The sequence below is a fragment of the Paenibacillus sp. FSL A5-0031 genome (assembly GCF_001956295.1).
Classification (GTDB): Bacteria; Bacillota; Bacilli; order Paenibacillales; family Paenibacillaceae; genus Pristimantibacillus.
The window spans coordinates 275,214-292,263 of sequence record NZ_MRTD01000007.1 but is presented as its reverse complement, the minus strand read 5'-3'; the positions used below and the strand labels follow the sequence as shown (position 1 = coordinate 292,263).

Sequence of the window (17,050 nt, the reverse complement as noted above, 5' to 3'; positions counted from 1 at the left end):
GTTCCCCCTTTCATTACGCCTTATCGGAATGACGCTGTGCCGGCGGTTTTTTTCCGTTCGGCCGCCGCCTTGGATTGCGCAGATTCAAATCTAGAGGTCGAAGCACGACCGCCCACCATGGCAGCCTGACGAACACGTCTCGCCATGGTCCTTGCTTTGTAGGTCCTGGTGCCAGCGGAGACATATATGGCACTCCGAACGAGCGCAGCGATACCAAATGGATCAGCATAAACAATACAGAAATGAAAATGCCGAAAAACCCAAAAATACCGGCCATAATCATAAAGATAAAACGAATAATGCGAGATGTGGCCGCCATGTTGAATTCCGGCATTACAAAATTGGAAATCGCCGTAAAGGATACGATGATCACCATACCCGCTGACACGATGCCCGCCTGAACAGCCGACTGGCCGAGTACGAGAGCGCCCACGATAGATATGGCGGGCCCAATCGCCCGCGGCATTCGTAATCCTGCTTCTCGCAGCACCTCGAAAGTGACCTCCATCAACAGCGCCTCAACCAGTCCAGGGAACGGAATCCCCTCTCGCTGCGCCGCTAGACTAATGAGCAGCGTTGTCGGAAGCATCTCCTGATGAAAGGTTGTAACTGCGATATACAAGGCAGGCAGCAGAATGGACACAATATATGAACCGTAACGGATGAGACGAACGAAGGATGCAATATCATATCGTTGATAATAATCCTCTGGCGATTGAAAAAACGAAAAAAATGTAGTCGGGGCCATTAAGACCATAGGCGAGCCGTCTATCATTACCGCTACTCTTCCCTCCAGCAGCGCTGCTGCCACTGAGTCCGGCCTCTCTGTATTTGAAAGCGTTGGAAACAGCGTGAACGTATCATCTTGAATAAACTCTTCCACGTATCCGCTCTCCAGCACACCGTCAATGTCAATGGCCGCCAGCCTGCGGTAAACCTCCTTCACGATCCCTTCGTCTGCTATACCGTGCAAATACATAACGGCTACATTCGTATGCGTTTGCTGACCGATCTTGTGCACTTGCACATGAAGGTCAGAGGAACGTATTATGCGCCTGACCAAGCTGATGTTCGTTTGAATGTTTTCTACAAAGGCATGCTGCGGACCCCGAATCACGGTCTGAGTCTGAGGAATCGTAACACTGCGCTGTTCGCCGCCGTTCACATCCGCCGTCAGCGCTTCCGCGCTGCCATCCGCCATAATGACACATAATCCGTCCGTCATATATTGGAGTGCATACTCTAGTGTGTTCACACTCTGCACCGAGCCGATTGAAACGACGCAGCTGCGAAGCGCTTCCAGCAGCTTGCTTCCCTTCACATGAGCATGCTGCGGCAGCCTCATTGACATTAACGGTTCCATGACACTCTCATTAATGATTTGCGAGTTCACGATTCCATCCACATAAATAATGGCAATCTCACGTTCTGGAGCCGCATCGCTGCGAAACATTCGGATTACGATATCCGTGCTGTTGCCGAAGCAATCGCGAATGGTTTTGACATTCGCATGCAGCGACGGACTAAACGGCGTTAGCCTACCTGTGTTTTGTTTGTTCATAACGGCACCCTTCGTTTCCATGTTGCTTCTATTTTGGCGCATTATGGATGTAAATATGTACTGTCCTATTTGAGATTGGTTTTCGTGCTGCTCCGCGTATAGCTATTCGAACGCCTAATCGGACTGCGAAGCTGTTCCCAACCAAACCTTGTCAATAATAACCACAAATAACCTCTAGTATAAGAACGTGCGTTCTGTATATAATAAGAACAAACGTTCTTGTTATGGAGGAGATGCATCATGACAATGGAAAAATGGTTCAGCCTAGTCGGTTGTGTCGTAGATGTGATTTATATGAGCAAAAAAGGCAAGTTTACGAAACGAAGGATTCGTGTCCTATCTGTGAGAGACGGTTATGTCAGAGCCTTTTGTATAGACTCCGGCGCACAGCGCGTCTTTCTTGCGGCAAATGTATTAGCAGCAGAGCTGGTGAGCCGAAATGTCTCTTAACAAAGTCATTATGCTTGCGGATTGCCAATCGTTTTATGCATCGGTGGAGAAGGCGGAGCATCCCGAGTATCGCCATCTGCCGGTTGCTGTTGCGGGCGACCCCGAACGCCGCTTATATGGACTATAATATGAAGTAGTTATTACCGTTCACAACGATAATAATTGCTTCTTTTTTCTTTCGCTGTTAATTTATTATTTAGATTAATTAATTTATGATTCTATAGTATTTAATGATAGGGATATTCCAGTGGAGGGCGTATCCCTAGCAAAGCCGCGGGAGGTTGGTTTAATAAGTATGTTGAAGGTGCAAGAAGTAATCGTATCCACTAAAAATGAAGAAATGAAGACCCGGTACATGTTGTTGGACTCCGTAGGATCCCCTGTTATCCCTGTAATCAAATATCTAAAATATTTGGATAACTGCGAGAAGTCAACCAATACCATTAAATCTTATTGTTATCATCTCAAACTTTACTTTGAGTTTTTAATGCTAAGGGATAAAACTTATCAAGATGTTAGTTTGGATTTATTGAGTGACTTTATCCAATGGTTAAGAACTCCATATGAATCGCTTAATGTATTCCCTTTGCAACAAATACCAGCTAAACGTACAGAAAGAACCATCAATGTAATAATTACATGCGTAATCTCCTTCTATGACTATCTAATGCGATCCGATCTCTTCTCAAATGAAATTGTTGAGAAGGTTACTCGAAAAGTGTCTGGATCTCGCCGATCCTTCAAATCCTTCTTGCATCACGTCAACAAAAGCAAACCTTTAGATATCAATATATTAAAAATAAAAGTCCCTCGAAGAAGGGTTAAAACTCTAACAAACACTCAAATTGATTTTATAAAACAAGCATGTTCTAACGAAAGAGACCGTTTACTTCTCTTGGTTTTATATGAAGGTGGTTTACGCATTTCAGAAGCCCTATCGCTGTGGATAGAAGATTTTGATATCGGTACAAACTCTATTATTGTTAGGAAATCAAAGACTCCTGCTGGTGAAGGGCGGAAAGTGTATGTTACCGAAAACACCATAAACTTATTTCAAGATTTCCTTATTGAGTACCACGCTGATGATATTGATACAAACTATGTTTTCTTTAAACTTCGTGGTGATAACAAAGGACAACCATTGGATTATCCATCAACGAGTTCTTGGGTAAAACGCATGAAGAAAAAAACGGGGATAAATTTTACTCCTCACCTGTTTCGTCATAGTTATGCAACTGAACTTCAAAGAAACGGTGCCAGTATTAAAACAATTCAAGAATTGTTAGGTCATCGTAATGTTCAAACAACCATGAATTTATACCTTCACCCTTCAGATGAGGATATTAGATCTGAGTATGAAAAAGCAATTAAGAAAAAAGAGAGGACGGAATTATTTGACACGGAGTAATCGAATTTTTATCGGACCCAAAGAACATCATTTTTTGGAGATGGAAAAGACTCTGACTGGATATTGGGCAAAGCCTCTCTGGAATGTGAAGGAATGTCCACTTCTTACTGATGAATGGAAGCGTACTGGAAGAACTTTATATTGGGAGAGCTTTCAAAACGAATTCATTAAAACAGAAATGAAGTATTATTTAGCTCAAAAATTATTACTTGGGCAATTGACTCTATCTACTGTGTATGAACTTAATGGCTATGTTATTCACAAGTTTGGAGACTTTATCAATAACTATTTCCCTCATCTAAAAACGATTATAGATATTCCAAAGTACAAATTAGAAATGAATTGGAGAACTTATCTTCAAAGCCAGAATGTACAGACTTTGCGAACACTTAAGGCTTGGGTTAGAGTAAAACAAAATGAGAATCGTGATGCAGAGTATACCAGTCGTAGTGGAACTATGACTTTCATAAGCAAGTTCTATGATTTCTACCTAGATTTTTATGACGAAAGAGATGAATTTGAAAAAGATATATGGGATGTCAGAAAGTTGAATATCCCTTTCAACTCATCGAAGTATGAGGTGAAAATTAATTTCACCAGAGTCCCATTTCAGTTCAGAGATTTATTGAAAAGGTATGTAAAGCTACGTTTGTTTAGTCAACAATCAATCAAATTCAACACTGTTACGAACAACCTAAGTAACATTGTTAGATTCCTGGAGTTCATTAACAGTTCTTACCCTGAATGGCGGGATCTACGAGATCTCTCCCGTAAAGATATTGAAAAATATCTTCAATATCTACGGGAGACTCCTATGGGTGGAACAACTAGGAATAATATTCATCAGGCTCCTTCATCAAACCATCACATACAAAAATGTATGAACACTTTAAACTCTTTCATTGAAATAATTCAGCGAGTTGATTGGATAGAAGCACCAACTATTCTCGTTAACAGGCTAATTTTTTCTGAAGACAAGCCCACTCGGAATTACACAATTAAAGATGAAATTGGTCATATTCCTGATAATATTTGGAATGAAGTTATTCTTCACATCGATCAATTTCCAAAACAGTATGTGCCGATTATTCTTGTTATGGAGGCCTCAGGATTCCGTACTTGTGATGTGTTGTCGTTAAATCTAGATTGCTTATTGGAAACGGACAATGGTTGGTGGTTAGTTGGTGATCAAAAAAAGGTTATGTACAAGGATCATAAAGTCCCGATTTCAGTAGAAATCGCTCATGCCATCTTGGCACAAAAAAAGCTAGTAGAGGAACAATTAACAAAAAATGAAAATCCTCTTTCTTTGCTCTTTCCCGTATGTAAAGGGCCACGAAAAGGCTCACCAGTGACCGCTCGGACAATTTCGCAAAATTTAAATGTACTTGTTCAAAAATGCAATATTTTGGATCCCAACGGCAATCTATATTGGTTTAATAACCATGCATTTAGACATCGCTATGGCGTAACATTGATAAATAACGGTATGGATATCACTATTGTGCAGCAATTAATGGCGCATTCCAGCCCCGAAATGACTGCTGTTTACGCGAAAATACTGAGAGAAACAAAACGTAAAGAGTGGGAGAAAGCAAGAGCAAACGGTGCTTTTCCATCAATAAGGCTTTCTCAAGATGGTAGAATCGTTCATGCAAATCTTGATGAGCAAGCGATTGAGAATGGTATAGAGTTGGAATGGATTCGACATAATTTTGATTCCATTCGATTGGATCACGGTATTTGTATTAAAAGCCCCAAGATGCCGTGTGAGTTTTTAAAACAGACACTAGATCCGCCTTGTATTAAGAACAGCTGCAAGAGTTTCCATGTGGATCAAACATTTATTTCCTACTATGAAGATCAAATCAATAAAATGGAAAATGACATCGAGAGCTACAAAAAAACGAATCGGATTCGATCCATTGAGCTAACTCAAGCTAAATTACATCGATACATGGGTATCCTACATGGGTTACACAATAATCCCGGTATCTTCGGTCTAGAGAAATCCAGACGTGAATTCATGGGAATCGAACGAGAAACTCGGAACGAAGATGGCTAAATCTATCCCTTGAAAATAGCTACATCTATCTGTTGAGAGAAAGCTTTCCCTCCTTACATATCCGCTGCCTTATCTCTTTACCCTACCGGACCTTCGGCAGAGCACCTTGGCTCTGCCCTTGGTTCTCTTTTGATCATTCACAGAAAAAAAGAATGTCTAATAGTGAAAGGACTGAATTTCTACTTGACACTTATCTATGTACCTACTCTTCAAGAGCAACATCTTAGGGAGATGGAAAAGACTCTAACTGGATATTGGGCAAGGAATCAATGGTACGTGAAGGAATGTCCACTCCTTCTTAATGAATGGAAACAAAACGCTAAGAATTTACATTGGGATAAGTACCAGAACGAGTTTATTAAAACGGAGATGAAATTTTATACAGCACAAACTTTAATGTTAGGGCAACTGTCTTTATACTCAGTGTTTCAAAATAACGGGAGAAGTATTCATCGTTTTGCAGAATTTATTAATAATCATCTTCTTCATATAAAATCAATAATAGAGATTCCGAAACCAGATTTGGAAACGATGTGGAGAAATTATCTTCAAAGCCTAGATATAAAGACCTCGTACAAAAAAAAGAGCTGGAAAAGAATAAAGAATAATGAGAATCGAGATACTTATTATACTCAACCTACCGGAATTATGTCATTCATAAGTAAGTTCTATGATTTCATTTTAAATTTTTACGACGAGAGAGATGAGTTTGAAAAAGATATTTGGGATCCCAAGAAGTTAGGAATCCTTTTCAATTCAGTAAAGCCTCAGGATAAAATGAATTTCGCTAAAGTACCCTTTCAGTTCAAAGATTTAATGAAGGAGTATGTAAAACTGCGTTTGAATCAACAATCAAATTCATATAGCACTACACTCATTCACCTAATGTTGATGGTTATATTCCTGGAGTTCATTAACATTTCTCACCCAGAATGGAGAGATCTACGAGAACTCTCTCGTAAAGATATTGAACAATATCTTCAATATTTACACGAGAAACAAATGGGCGGAACAGTAAAGAACCATAATTTCAAAGGTCCTTCTTCTAAACGTCATATAGCTAAGTGTATAAACACATTAAAGACTTTTATCGAGACAATTCAGAAATATGATTGGACAGAATCGCCCATTCTCTCTGCCCGCAAGCTAATTCTTCTGGAAGATACACCCAAAGTAAGCCATAAAGTAAAAGATGATATCGATCATATTCCTGATCATATATGGGAGCAGGTTATCCGTAATATCGATCAATATCCAAAACAGTTTATACCAATTATTCTCGTCATGGAAGCTTCCGGATTCAGATCTTGCGATGTAATATCGCTAAAGCTAGATTGTTTATCGGAAACTGACAATGGCTGGTGGTTAGTTGGTGACCAACAAAAAGTTAAATACAAGGATCACAAGGTCCCAATTTCGGAAGAAATAGCTCATATAATTACGGCACATAAAAAGTTAGTAGAGGAGACCCTGACAAAAAAAGAAAACGTTCACTCCCTACTATTTCCAGTATTTAAAGGCCCGCGAAAAGGCCTTCCTGTGTCTAAAAAGAGAATTTCAGAAAATTTAAATATTCTAGCTCGAAAATGTGAAATCTTGAATGCCAATGGTGAACTCTACTGGTTTAAAAATCATGCATTTAGACATCGTTATGGCGTGACACTAATCAACAATGGTATGGATATCACAATTGTACAGCAACTAATGGCACATACCAGCCCGGAAATGACGGCTGTTTATGCAAAGCTATTAAGCGAGACAAAGCGTAGAGAATGGGAGAAAGCAAGGAGAAAAGGTGCTTTTCCATCAATAAGACTTTCTCAAGAAGGGGTTGCCGTTCAAGCAGATCTTGATGAGCAAGCTATTGAGAATGGTATAGAATTAGAGTGGATTCGGCATAACTTTGATTCTATTCGCTTAGACCACGGATTCTGTATTAAAAGTCCAAAAGCGCCTTGTGATTTTTTAAAGCAGATGATAGAACCGCCTTGTATTAAAAACAACTGCAAGAGTTTTCATGTAGACCAAACATTTGCTGCCTATTATGAAGAACAAATCAACAAAATGGAACACGACATCGAGATTTATAAAAAGACGAACCGGACTAGATCAATTGAGTTCACTCAAATTAAACTTGAAAGATACAATGGGATCCTAGATGGATTACTTAAAAATACTGGTATCTACGGTCTAGTGAAATCTACACGTGAATACACGGGAACTGAAAGAGAAATGAGGCCTAGAGATGGCGAATCACAACCCTAACATCACTGGAATAAATAAGTATTCCAAAGAAAAAACAAAGTCTGCTATTGGCAAAGTAGACGAAGCTCTAAAAAATATGATCAGAAGACAAATGTATATTAATTTCAACTCGGTTTCGGAATTTTCAGGCGTTTCAAAAGGTTTTTTATATAAAAATCCCGATTTACGCAAGCGGATTGAGATGCTAAGAAAACAACAAGATGGCCTTCCATCTGCTAAACAAGTAAAACGAAATATGAGTGACAATTCTAAAGATGTCATTATAGCTTCACTAAAACAAAGGGTTCAAAAGCTTGAAAAAGAGAACTCCGAACTGAAGAAGCAATTAAAGATACAGTTTGGGGATCTATATAAAAAAATTTAATGTTTTTTGTAATTCTTGGTTAATAACCAGCTGTCCAAAGAAAATTAATTGTGGTGTACTTTCAAGCAAAATTAGCGCGCACCGATTGAATATCGATGCGCGCTGGCTGCATAGCTTTTTTCATTTGTCTACTTGACGGGGGTATGACCACAATTGGTTGAACTTACGTTTTTTTCATTTCCATGTGTATGAGCTATTAGTTATTCCTACCAATATTTCTCAAAGCACTTGCAATTACTTCGGCTTCTTCTAACTTACCCATTTTTCGAAGTTCAATAACAAACAAAGGCCAAGGTGGGTGAATCGCCATATATGGATTTGAATCAGGACCAGTATACATTCCTCCACCGGGGCCATTATACAGCCCACCCCCAAGGCCAGTATACAGCCCACCTCCAATACCCGTATATAGCCCTCCGCCTATGCCTGTATAGGCACCTCCTCCGATACCCGTATACAGCCCTCCTCCGATGCCTGTATAGGCGCCTCCTCCGATGCCCCTATACATACCGCCGCCTATGCCTGTATAGGCACCTCCTCCGATGCCTGTATACATACCGCCGCCTATGCCTGTATAGGCGCCTCCTCCGATGCCCGTATACATATTACGAACAAACAACTGAGCTTTACTCATTTTCAAATCCCCCAATAGTAGCTTGATAATAAGCGTGTTAACCGACAGTCTTCCTTTATTTCACCATTACTTCTCAGGTTTTGTCCTTGCAAGAATAGAAGTGCGCTATAGCAGCTACATCATACCCGTTGGATACCCACCGCTGTGATAGTGGTGCAGGTAGCTGTCGAACCTACGACTGTTGTTCCTGGTACTCTAAAAAATAGAATTGTAAAAATTCATCCTTCGAACATAAAGGCACCTTTCCTAAATAGAAAGGTGCCCGTTTCAGTTTATAATCCTAAATTTTTCAGCTTAACTGTTGCCCGATTTCTTTTGTATAACGGGTCATTTGTTGAATAATCTCTGTGCGAAGCGTTTCCTTAACTATTCCAAATTTATCGTCATAACCTCTGCAAAAGTAACGATAGTACAAAATGTCATCATTCGTTTCTTCTTCAATCACTCTGATATTTCTAGACTTGAGCTCTCGTTTTAGGGAATAAAAATCGTTGGATGCTTTATGCATCAGATACTCGAGAGATCTTATTATTACACCTTTCAAGGTAATATGGGCCAATCTTACGTCCTCCTGGCTCTTCTGAATCATACTGATGATATGCGGATAGGTAATGAAATCGCGGATCATCCCCAGCTCTTCTTTAGTCGGCCGTCCTGTTAGCTTGGTTTGATTCCGATTATCATACTGTTGTTGATGCTCGGTCATTAACATCTTCCCTCCCCACCGGTTATTGCCGTCCAACTTGCTCATTTATAATGACCCCCGATCTGCCCAGATCGCTCACGAGCAATTCCAGATTCCAGTAGTGAAGATGCTCGTAGTATCGCAGAATCACCAAAACGATCTTTTATCTGATCCATCGCACGTTCAAGGTCATATGTTTTTGCACGATCCGTAAACAAATCAAGATATTGAATATCATCCTTGGCCAGCTGTGTAAGTACAATTGTAATATAGCTGACCGGCATACCCTTCCAATGCTCGTTAAAAAGGCGTAGAATGGCTGCTCGTAGCTCGTGAGTCAAATTTGTTGGATAAGGCAATGTCATTTGTCGACCGAAAGAATGGGCATACAGACCGTCTGTTTCCCCTAAACCAAGTGCGACAACCCTCCCCTGTATCCCGATCTTACGAGCTCGGCGGCACACTTCCGCGCACAATTCTAGAATTACAACCTCAATATCAACTTTTTTCGTGTAGAGCGATGCGCGAAGCGTCTTCCCGTGGCTTACTGATTTTAGAGCCCCCCTTATTGAAGGCATAACAGGACTAGGATCGATACCACGGGCGGTCTGCCAATAATATTCAGCCTGTATGTCTGATTGTTTGCCCATCATCCGACGCATTAATCGTTTGAAATCAGGTAACTCTATACGAGCAATATCTCCAATTGTATGAATACCCGACATTGTAAAACGCTTCGTCATCTTTGAGGCCACCATAAACATTTGTTGGATGGGTAGTGGCCAAAGATCTTTCTCGATGTTACTTTTATCGAGTCTATAAATTCCGTCTGTACGACGTTTAGCGAAATTATCTGTTGCGGTTTTGGCCAATATTTTTGTGGGGCCTATCCCAACTCTACTCCAAACTCCTGTTGACAGTAATACTCGATGCTGAATTTGACGCGCTACCTCCTCAGCAGAGCCGAAAACACCTTCGCTTCCCGTTACGTCCAAGAATTGTTCATCAATACTGTAAGGCTCTACAAGAGGAGTAATGGATTCAAAAATCTCAGTAATTAAAAGTGACACAGTGATATAGCGCTGCATCCGAGGCCTAATGATGACAAGTTCCTTACATGCGGCCAATGCTTCAAACACACGACTGGCCGTTGTCACGCCGTACGCTTTAGCTATGGGGCATGCCGCCAAAATAATACCACCACGACGATCTGGATCGGCTACAGCTACTGGCATATCCTTTAATTCTGGATGAGCCGCTTTTTCAACCGACGCATAAAAGGATTGCCCATCGACCAAAAGAATAGAACGTTCACGTGACATGGTGTTTCACTTGTTCCATGGTAAGCATATACTTTTCTCGGAAGGTGTGCGTCATGCTTTTGGATTCGTTGTGCGCATATAAGATGCCATTCTTAAATTTCTGGATACGGATTACGCGTTGACTGACATGTTGCTGCTGATCCATATAAATGATCATGACTTTTCGACCAATCCACTTATCTGTTGGCATTTCTCTCGCCCCTCACGAACATTTGTTCTTATTTTATATTAATACGAACAATCGTTCCCGCGCAAGAGGTGATCTATACAAAACATCGAATGGAAAAAATTACATTTACACAACTCACTTTTACACTACCACGGTTAAAGGGTTTCATTCTTCTATAAGTTCGTTAAGCTGAAGAAGAACGTGAGTTCAATAAAACAGCGACAGCCCAGGACTTATTTTCTCGTCCAAGGCTGCCGCTGTTTCTATTGTTAGGTTCATTCAAACAGCTTTGATCTCATAACGCTTGCCGTATTCGGCCTGAAAATTTTCACAGTCGTCATACATTTTATTTCATTGACACCTTCAATCACGTCTGTCATGACTTAAAACGCATCATAAGTTAACGATTCCTTGAATCAAAAACAGTCAATACATCCTTAGAGAGCTTATAGATAATTTCTATTTCCTGTGAGTTGCGGTGTTGTAGCAACACTTTTAAAGAATCCAAAAGCTTTTCTTTCTCGGTCGGCAATTCTGTTCCAAATAACTCAGCAGGACTAACCCTTAGAGCATGAATCAGCCTTTCGAGTGTTTCAATAGAAATATTCTTTTCTCCACGTTCCACGCCACCAATATATGACTGAGGTAATTGCACTCTCTCGCCTAATTGTTCTTGAGTAAGACCTCTATTTTTCCGAAGGATACGTATCTGTTTTCCGATTTGACTAATTAATTCCGCCACAAAACCACCTCTCTTCAAGAGTAGGTAAGTTAAGCAGGCAATTAAATATACTCATAACATATAAAACCATTTGATTTTAGATCTTATAAGATCTATTATTGTTCTTACTAAGCAACTACAGTCACAGGAGAATACTTTATGAACCCAATACTTCAAAAACAAATAGTTATTGAAAATGTCCTTGTGAGTAAAATAAGAGGCAAAATTGCATACCAAGGTAATATATCAGCATCCACAATTATGGGACTATACTACGTAAAGCCATATGATGATCCATCTGGTAAAGGTTATCAACGACCAGTTGATCAAAAAAGAAGTCACGAGTTTGCAATTTATCTTTCAAAAGGCGAAGACGCACTGTTCACACCTATTTTGCTAAATGCAGCATCTAACTGGGAGTTTGTTTCTTACGATCGTGAACGCCCTGCATATGGGCGCCTAATTTGCAAAGGGAAAGCTTCTCTAATGGATGGTCAACACCGTCTGGGAGGAATACAACGTTACATTCAAGAAACAAATTCTGAAATAAACGTTCCATTCCTTTCCTTTCATTACCTTGATGAGGATGAGGAAATTAAGCTTTTTGATACCATTAACACAAAAGCCAAAGGAATAGGTTCATCATTAAGTAAATATCTACGTAGGGATTCTGATGAGTTAAGTTGGGTTGCTACGAAGCTATTGATACAGAACGACAGTCCTTTTCATAATAACGGTAGTATCATAGGCAAGCGCAACAAAGGCAGGCATATTACCCTCCAGAATTTGTATAGAACATTAAGCTTATTGTTTAAAAATCGAAAACTAAGTGTTATCACAAAAGAGGAAAAACTGTCCCTTGCCGTGAGTTATTTTTCAAAAATAAAGGAGCTATTCCCTTCGGAGTGGATGGACTACAAAGGGCAACGATTAACGCATATTGTTTGTCTTGATGCATTATCTATATCCGGCTCACAAGTTCTTGCTAACTGTATACACGAAAATAGAAAACAAGTCGACATGGTCGCTGTTTCTCGACATGTTAAGAAACTAAATGGAATTGACTGGTCTAGCGAAGGGCCGCTAAAGTATGTAAAGGGGTTGAGTGGGTCGAGATCGCTTGCATCAGAATTAGTGGATCAAATGTTAAATTAAACTTTGATGTTAGACTAAATTTGCGTTTTTAAAAAGCGCCTCAGTATAATTTGTTAGCAGGATTAATAACTTTTGCTTTCAATGAAATCGGGCATTGTATGCATTGGTGGTATGTGACACTAATGGAGAAAATTAATTCCATAATAAAGAGCATACTTCATGATTGAATCATGGAGCATGCTCTTTATTTACAAAGTCGTATCAACGGTTTTCTTAATTCTGCGGCCAATCAACGTATTCATTATGATTTTACTCAGAACACAAGTAATAAGAAGTAAAGATGCCACCCATGCTGTTGCTATATCTCCTATTAATGAGATGAGCAAAAAACCAAATAATGCACCTGCTGCAGCTCCTAAATCACTTGCCATTGAATATCCAGAAATCACTTTATGACGATTTTGAGCCGTAGATTGTTGAAAGATTTTAGCATCGTTTATAGTCATAAGTACTGTAGATAAAAGAAGCAACAGGATTGTCATGCCTAGCCGAATGACAACATTCATCCTCAACGGAAACAAGAATAATAAGCTACTGGTCACTATAGCTAAGACAGTAAGATAACTATTCCCATGTATACTTCTATCGTTTATCTTACCGATCCAAGGAACAAGGAGTGGATCTAAACTTAAACACATAAAGAAGGCTGTCGAGACTTTCTCGACAACCTGACCGTCATTATGACGGTCTTTCTTATGTAGTCTTCAGCTGATATCATCTTTTGCTAATAACTTGATCAATTGAGTCCGATCGATCAATTTTATGTCGGCCTTTTTGGCGAGCGCTTTGGCAGGATCGGTGAACATACAGTTCGTTACAACCCATCCTTCGTCGCAATCATAATAGAGTCTGCCTGAAATTACTTCTTGTACGGCGCTATTGCCAACGTTTTGATCTGGTTGATACCTTTTGGCCTGCACGCCGATCTTTATGCCGTCCCGTTTCAGTATGAGATCTAACCCTTGGTCACCGGAAGCCGGAGTACGCTGGACCAGGTATCCCAATTTAACAAACAGCGATTGAAGCAGCTCCTCGAACCGAAGTCCGTTCATAACATCAATTTCTTCGATACCGCTCGCTTTTTTTAGCCGTATACGCTCGAGCGCAGCCTTTTCGGCTCGATCATACATAATCCACTTCCTGATCTTCTCGTCTTCTGAGTCAATTCCCTTAAGGTAATCCTCAGCCTGTTGTTGCGGCGTGGTTTCCCTGCGGGAGGTTCGGTTGATGATCGCGGTTCCAGGTACAAGTGCGGTAGCAAACAACGCACCCGCAATTACCCAGGGAATGTCCCATATGAACTTTGCAATGAGGAAGATCCAGAACAAGTTAATGCCGGCCATCGACGCGTTTTCAATTGCTGAGTTGTAGTGGTATTTTATCGTGTACCCTTCAGCTACCTGTACAAAGCAGTCGTCGCAGCCGCCTAGGTGAAAGGATTCGGGATTTGCTTCTTCGCCACGGTATTTAAAAGGAACGGCCTTACCGCAATCTCGACAGATCACACCTGAATCTCTGAATCCATCTTTATGGCTTTCAATTTCCCTTTGTAAAGAATCATAAAACTTTCGTTTTGACTTCGAATAACGCATGATAGTCCTCCGTTTACATAAACCAATACATCCAAATATTATACCATTACATGGCACGCTAACGATAAATGAATTCCACTTGGTCTTACTCGATATAAATTATTTTTTTATGCTCCAAGACTTGTATTTCTATTGCATCTAGTGATCTGTGAATATAGACTATAGGTTATATTTACACAATCTGGAATCACATGATTTTAAAAGGGGAGTATTTATGACAAAGAAAAAGATAGCTCTTATTGGATTTTCCTGTTTATGCGTTGTTATTTTGATTGCAGCAATTTTAATGGTGAAAGCTGCGCAGCAAAAGAATGAATTCATGGAGGTACTTCAGGTGTTTGCGAATGAGAAAGTATCTTCATCTACTCTTAGCCTGGATCGGTTTGAACTTGAAGGTTCTTCGAATCAATCAATTACTCTATATACTACAGACTCCACGTTTGATAAATTGTCCCCTTATGAAAAGAAAGAGCTACTGAACCCAATCCTCGAAACCTATGCGGATTATTATTTTGATAAAGCTTATGAATATGATATTGATGTGTCTGAGCGATATGCAGCTCCTACTGTAGTAGTTAATAGTCCAAATGGAAAAAGAACCGTGTATGACATTGGTGGTTCGTTACGGACAGATGGTAAAACCTATCTTCAACATGAACTTATTAATAATACATTTGATAAAAATACAAATGATAAAAATGATTCTTTACTAGCAAAAAATGAAGATGCAATCTATAGTTACATAATGGAACAGTTTGATAAAGTGACCAACCAAGGGGAGGATTATGTACCCGAAATTCATGATCCTATTGTCTTACAGAAAGCTGCTGATTATTTTTCCATTAGTATTGAAGACGTAGATAGAATATTTATCGAAAAAGCTATGTCAGGTTATTAATGTATTGAATTACTGGGCTTGTCATTGAAAAAAACAATCAGATAAAACTTGTAATGATTAGACAATATTCTATCATCTAGAGTTATATTTGAAATGGTATAATTAGAAGAAATAACGAATAGGACGAATAGGGGTCTAAATACACGTGCCGAAGATTACGATGGAAATGAGTATCGGAGCTTATCCAATTGCAAAGCAAGTTTACCTGAAGCAACTATCGAGGACAGAAGGTCAAATAAAAATTTTCGAAACTACTGGGATGGTACCAGGATCTGCGCAAGCCTTTATTACAATTTTTCTTGCCATGATGCGCGGAGAAGTATATAAAAGAGCCTTCAACAATCCTACAAACAAGTTTCTGCTAGAAAGCATCAAGAATGATTTTGGTGACGTAATTTTCCATAAAGCGCTGCAGGCTACACAAAGGCACATAGACTACTATTCTACCTTAGACAAAGGTAACTTAGCTGGATTACAAAAAATTGTAAATCAAATGAAAATCTTAGCTTAAAGTTCATTCAGAGAGATCCATCAACTGAAGATTCCTCCCACAGTTAGAGATTCAAAAAAAAGCCATTCGGGCCCGAACTAAGAGTCAGCGGGGCGAGGATGGAATATGCTTTATTGAACTAACGTGTCCCGAGCTTAATTCACTGCGGTACAAACGGTACGGGAGAATTCTTTGGATTTGGAGTAGCTGAGGATGAAACTTACCTGCTCCTTCTCTAATCCTTCATATCGGTCAGGCCAGGCGGGGGCTATTGGACACTTACGTTGAATCCCTAGCCAGTAGGCCAGGGATTTTACTTATAGTTTTCATCTGAGTCAGTATTTTATTGAAATAACGTTCCTCGTATTAATTAATTTTATCCCCAAAATAACATTTCTCGCATAAACTTAGAATATCTACGCCCCAATTATCGTACACTGGAACCGTCTTTCGTTCCGTCTTATTGCATTTATCACAGAACCCTATTGATCGTGGCAAATTATTAAATTCGTATTCTCGTGTTTCTCGTATTATTTCTTCATGATGTTGCTCTAACATCTCAATAAGATCGGATCTTATTCCCTCTACTTCACTCATCGCATCAGTAATGGTATTAAAATACTGAAAAGGTAAATCTCCAACTATTTCTGATAAATCATTATGGAGTTCCTTAGAAGTGTTGCCGCCGAATTCAGTATGATTATGTGAAACAAAAAAAACAGATTCATTATATTTTTCTGTATATTCGATTGAACTTAAAACAATTAATGCATCAGCCATATTGTTTTTTTTCTTTCCAACGAATGGTGCTTTTTTTGCTAATGCCAATTCAATAGACTGATTTCTTACATTGTCTGAATGAATTAGCTTAATAGCTTTTGTGTTATTAATTAGAGCGTCAATTCTCTCAATATTAGTAGAAAATTTATGTATGATAATTTCTTTATTACTATTCAGAACTGTTTGTAAATTCTCTAATATTTCAATGATATTACTTATGTTGTCACCTTGAATCAACATTTTTAGTTCTGAAATTGTCTTTAAAGCATTTGAGAGCATATTTTGCTTCTCTTTTAAAATTTTTTCTTCCTTATTCCTGTTCCACTCAACATGAACTTGATCAGGAATTACAAGTTTGATATCTCCAGATTCAATTAGTTCCTCTAAATTATCTAGAAATTTGGAAAACAACTCTTTTTTATGATTCGCTATATCTATCCAAACACAGGTATCTAAAATTAAATGTGTACAGTTAAACATATTTTCCCCCT

The 17,050-nt window shown here is 39.3% G+C and carries 17 protein-coding genes and 1 pseudogene; 10 read left to right on the top strand and 8 right to left on the bottom strand.

Going from position 1 to position 17,050, the window contains the following annotated elements; all coding sequences use genetic code 11:
- Positions 1-13: 13 nt before the first annotated feature.
- Positions 14-1,561 (bottom strand): spore germination protein, encoded by a 1,548-nt coding sequence (locus BK120_RS15010; RefSeq protein WP_076268371.1) that lies wholly within the window; start codon positions 1,559-1,561, stop codon positions 14-16.
- Positions 1,562-1,801: 240 nt separating this feature from the next.
- Here BK120_RS15010 and BK120_RS15005 point away from each other — a divergent pair, with 240 nt between their 5' ends.
- From BK120_RS15005 to BK120_RS14985, 6 genes and pseudogenes are all read left to right on the top strand, one after another.
- A complete protein-coding gene (locus BK120_RS15005; protein ID WP_076268302.1) occupies positions 1,802-2,011 on the top strand; it encodes a hypothetical protein in 210 nt (69 codons plus the stop codon).
- Positions 2,001-2,123 (top strand): annotated as a pseudogene (locus BK120_RS34910) (Y-family DNA polymerase); the annotation flags it as partial. The gene BK120_RS15005 and the pseudogene BK120_RS34910, both read left to right, overlap by 11 nt.
- Positions 2,124-2,306: 183 nt before the next feature.
- On the top strand, positions 2,307-3,419 hold the full coding sequence (locus tag BK120_RS15000) for a tyrosine-type recombinase/integrase (RefSeq protein ID WP_256710898.1): 1,113 nt from the start codon (positions 2,307-2,309) through the stop codon (positions 3,417-3,419).
- Positions 3,367-5,484 carry a tyrosine-type recombinase/integrase gene (locus BK120_RS14995; RefSeq protein ID WP_179089806.1) on the top strand — a complete coding sequence of 706 codons (2,118 nt, stop codon included), beginning with the start codon at positions 3,367-3,369 and terminating at the stop codon, positions 5,482-5,484. Before BK120_RS15000 ends, BK120_RS14995 begins: the two co-directional genes overlap by 53 nt.
- 162 nt (positions 5,485-5,646) lie before the next feature.
- Positions 5,647-7,749 carry a tyrosine-type recombinase/integrase gene (locus BK120_RS14990; RefSeq protein ID WP_083681980.1) on the top strand — a complete coding sequence of 701 codons (2,103 nt, stop codon included), beginning with the start codon at positions 5,647-5,649 and terminating at the stop codon, positions 7,747-7,749.
- Positions 7,730-8,113, top strand: coding sequence for a DUF6262 family protein (locus BK120_RS14985; RefSeq protein WP_076268301.1), 384 nt, complete (start codon positions 7,730-7,732; stop codon positions 8,111-8,113). The genes BK120_RS14990 and BK120_RS14985 overlap by 20 nt, the downstream gene beginning before the upstream one ends.
- Before the next feature lie 196 nt (positions 8,114-8,309).
- Here BK120_RS14985 and BK120_RS14980 read toward each other — a convergent pair whose 3' ends face one another.
- The 5 genes from BK120_RS14980 to BK120_RS14960 all read right to left on the bottom strand — a co-directional run bounded on the left by BK120_RS14980 (position 8,310) and on the right by BK120_RS14960 (position 11,665).
- Positions 8,310-8,747 (bottom strand): hypothetical protein, encoded by a 438-nt coding sequence (locus tag BK120_RS14980; RefSeq protein WP_076268300.1) that lies wholly within the window; start codon positions 8,745-8,747, stop codon positions 8,310-8,312.
- A 289-nt stretch (positions 8,748-9,036) separates the two neighbouring features.
- Entirely contained in the window at positions 9,037-9,498 is a 462-nt protein-coding gene (locus BK120_RS14975; RefSeq protein WP_076268299.1) for a YhjD family protein, read from the bottom strand.
- Positions 9,495-10,754: a DNA polymerase IV gene (locus BK120_RS14970; RefSeq protein WP_076268298.1), complete on the bottom strand. Its 1,260-nt coding sequence runs from the start codon at positions 10,752-10,754 to the stop codon at positions 9,495-9,497. The genes BK120_RS14975 and BK120_RS14970 overlap by 4 nt, the downstream gene beginning before the upstream one ends.
- Positions 10,744-10,944 (bottom strand): hypothetical protein, encoded by a 201-nt coding sequence (locus BK120_RS14965; RefSeq protein ID WP_076268297.1) that lies wholly within the window; start codon positions 10,942-10,944, stop codon positions 10,744-10,746. The genes BK120_RS14970 and BK120_RS14965 overlap by 11 nt, the downstream gene beginning before the upstream one ends.
- 379 nt (positions 10,945-11,323) lie before the next feature.
- Positions 11,324-11,665, bottom strand: coding sequence for a helix-turn-helix domain-containing protein (locus BK120_RS14960; protein ID WP_076268296.1), 342 nt, complete (start codon positions 11,663-11,665; stop codon positions 11,324-11,326).
- Between the two features lie 138 nt (positions 11,666-11,803).
- Here BK120_RS14960 and BK120_RS14955 point away from each other — a divergent pair, with 138 nt between their 5' ends.
- Positions 11,804-12,799 (top strand): DGQHR domain-containing protein, encoded by a 996-nt coding sequence (locus BK120_RS14955; protein WP_076268295.1) that lies wholly within the window; start codon positions 11,804-11,806, stop codon positions 12,797-12,799.
- Between the two features lie 159 nt (positions 12,800-12,958).
- Positions 12,959-13,195 carry a hypothetical protein gene (locus BK120_RS14950; protein ID WP_076268294.1) on the top strand — a complete coding sequence of 79 codons (237 nt, stop codon included), beginning with the start codon at positions 12,959-12,961 and terminating at the stop codon, positions 13,193-13,195.
- Between the two features lie 308 nt (positions 13,196-13,503).
- Here BK120_RS14950 and BK120_RS35945 read toward each other — a convergent pair whose 3' ends face one another.
- On the bottom strand, positions 13,504-14,391 hold the full coding sequence (locus BK120_RS35945; RefSeq protein WP_256710897.1) for a restriction endonuclease: 888 nt from the start codon (positions 14,389-14,391) through the stop codon (positions 13,504-13,506).
- Between the two features lie 214 nt (positions 14,392-14,605).
- Here BK120_RS35945 and BK120_RS14940 point away from each other — a divergent pair, with 214 nt between their 5' ends.
- Both BK120_RS14940 and BK120_RS14935 read left to right on the top strand, forming a co-directional pair.
- Positions 14,606-15,289 carry a hypothetical protein gene (locus BK120_RS14940; RefSeq protein WP_076268293.1) on the top strand — a complete coding sequence of 228 codons (684 nt, stop codon included), beginning with the start codon at positions 14,606-14,608 and terminating at the stop codon, positions 15,287-15,289.
- 145 nt (positions 15,290-15,434) lie between these two features.
- On the top strand, positions 15,435-15,800 hold the full coding sequence (locus BK120_RS14935; RefSeq protein ID WP_076268292.1) for a hypothetical protein: 366 nt from the start codon (positions 15,435-15,437) through the stop codon (positions 15,798-15,800).
- Positions 15,801-16,145: 345 nt separating this feature from the next.
- Here the strand turns inward: BK120_RS14935 and BK120_RS14930 are convergent, their stop codons facing one another.
- Positions 16,146-17,039, bottom strand: a complete 894-nt coding sequence (locus BK120_RS14930) for a PIN domain-containing protein (protein WP_076268291.1) — start codon at positions 17,037-17,039, stop codon at positions 16,146-16,148.
- Between the last annotated feature and the right edge of the window lie 11 nt (positions 17,040-17,050).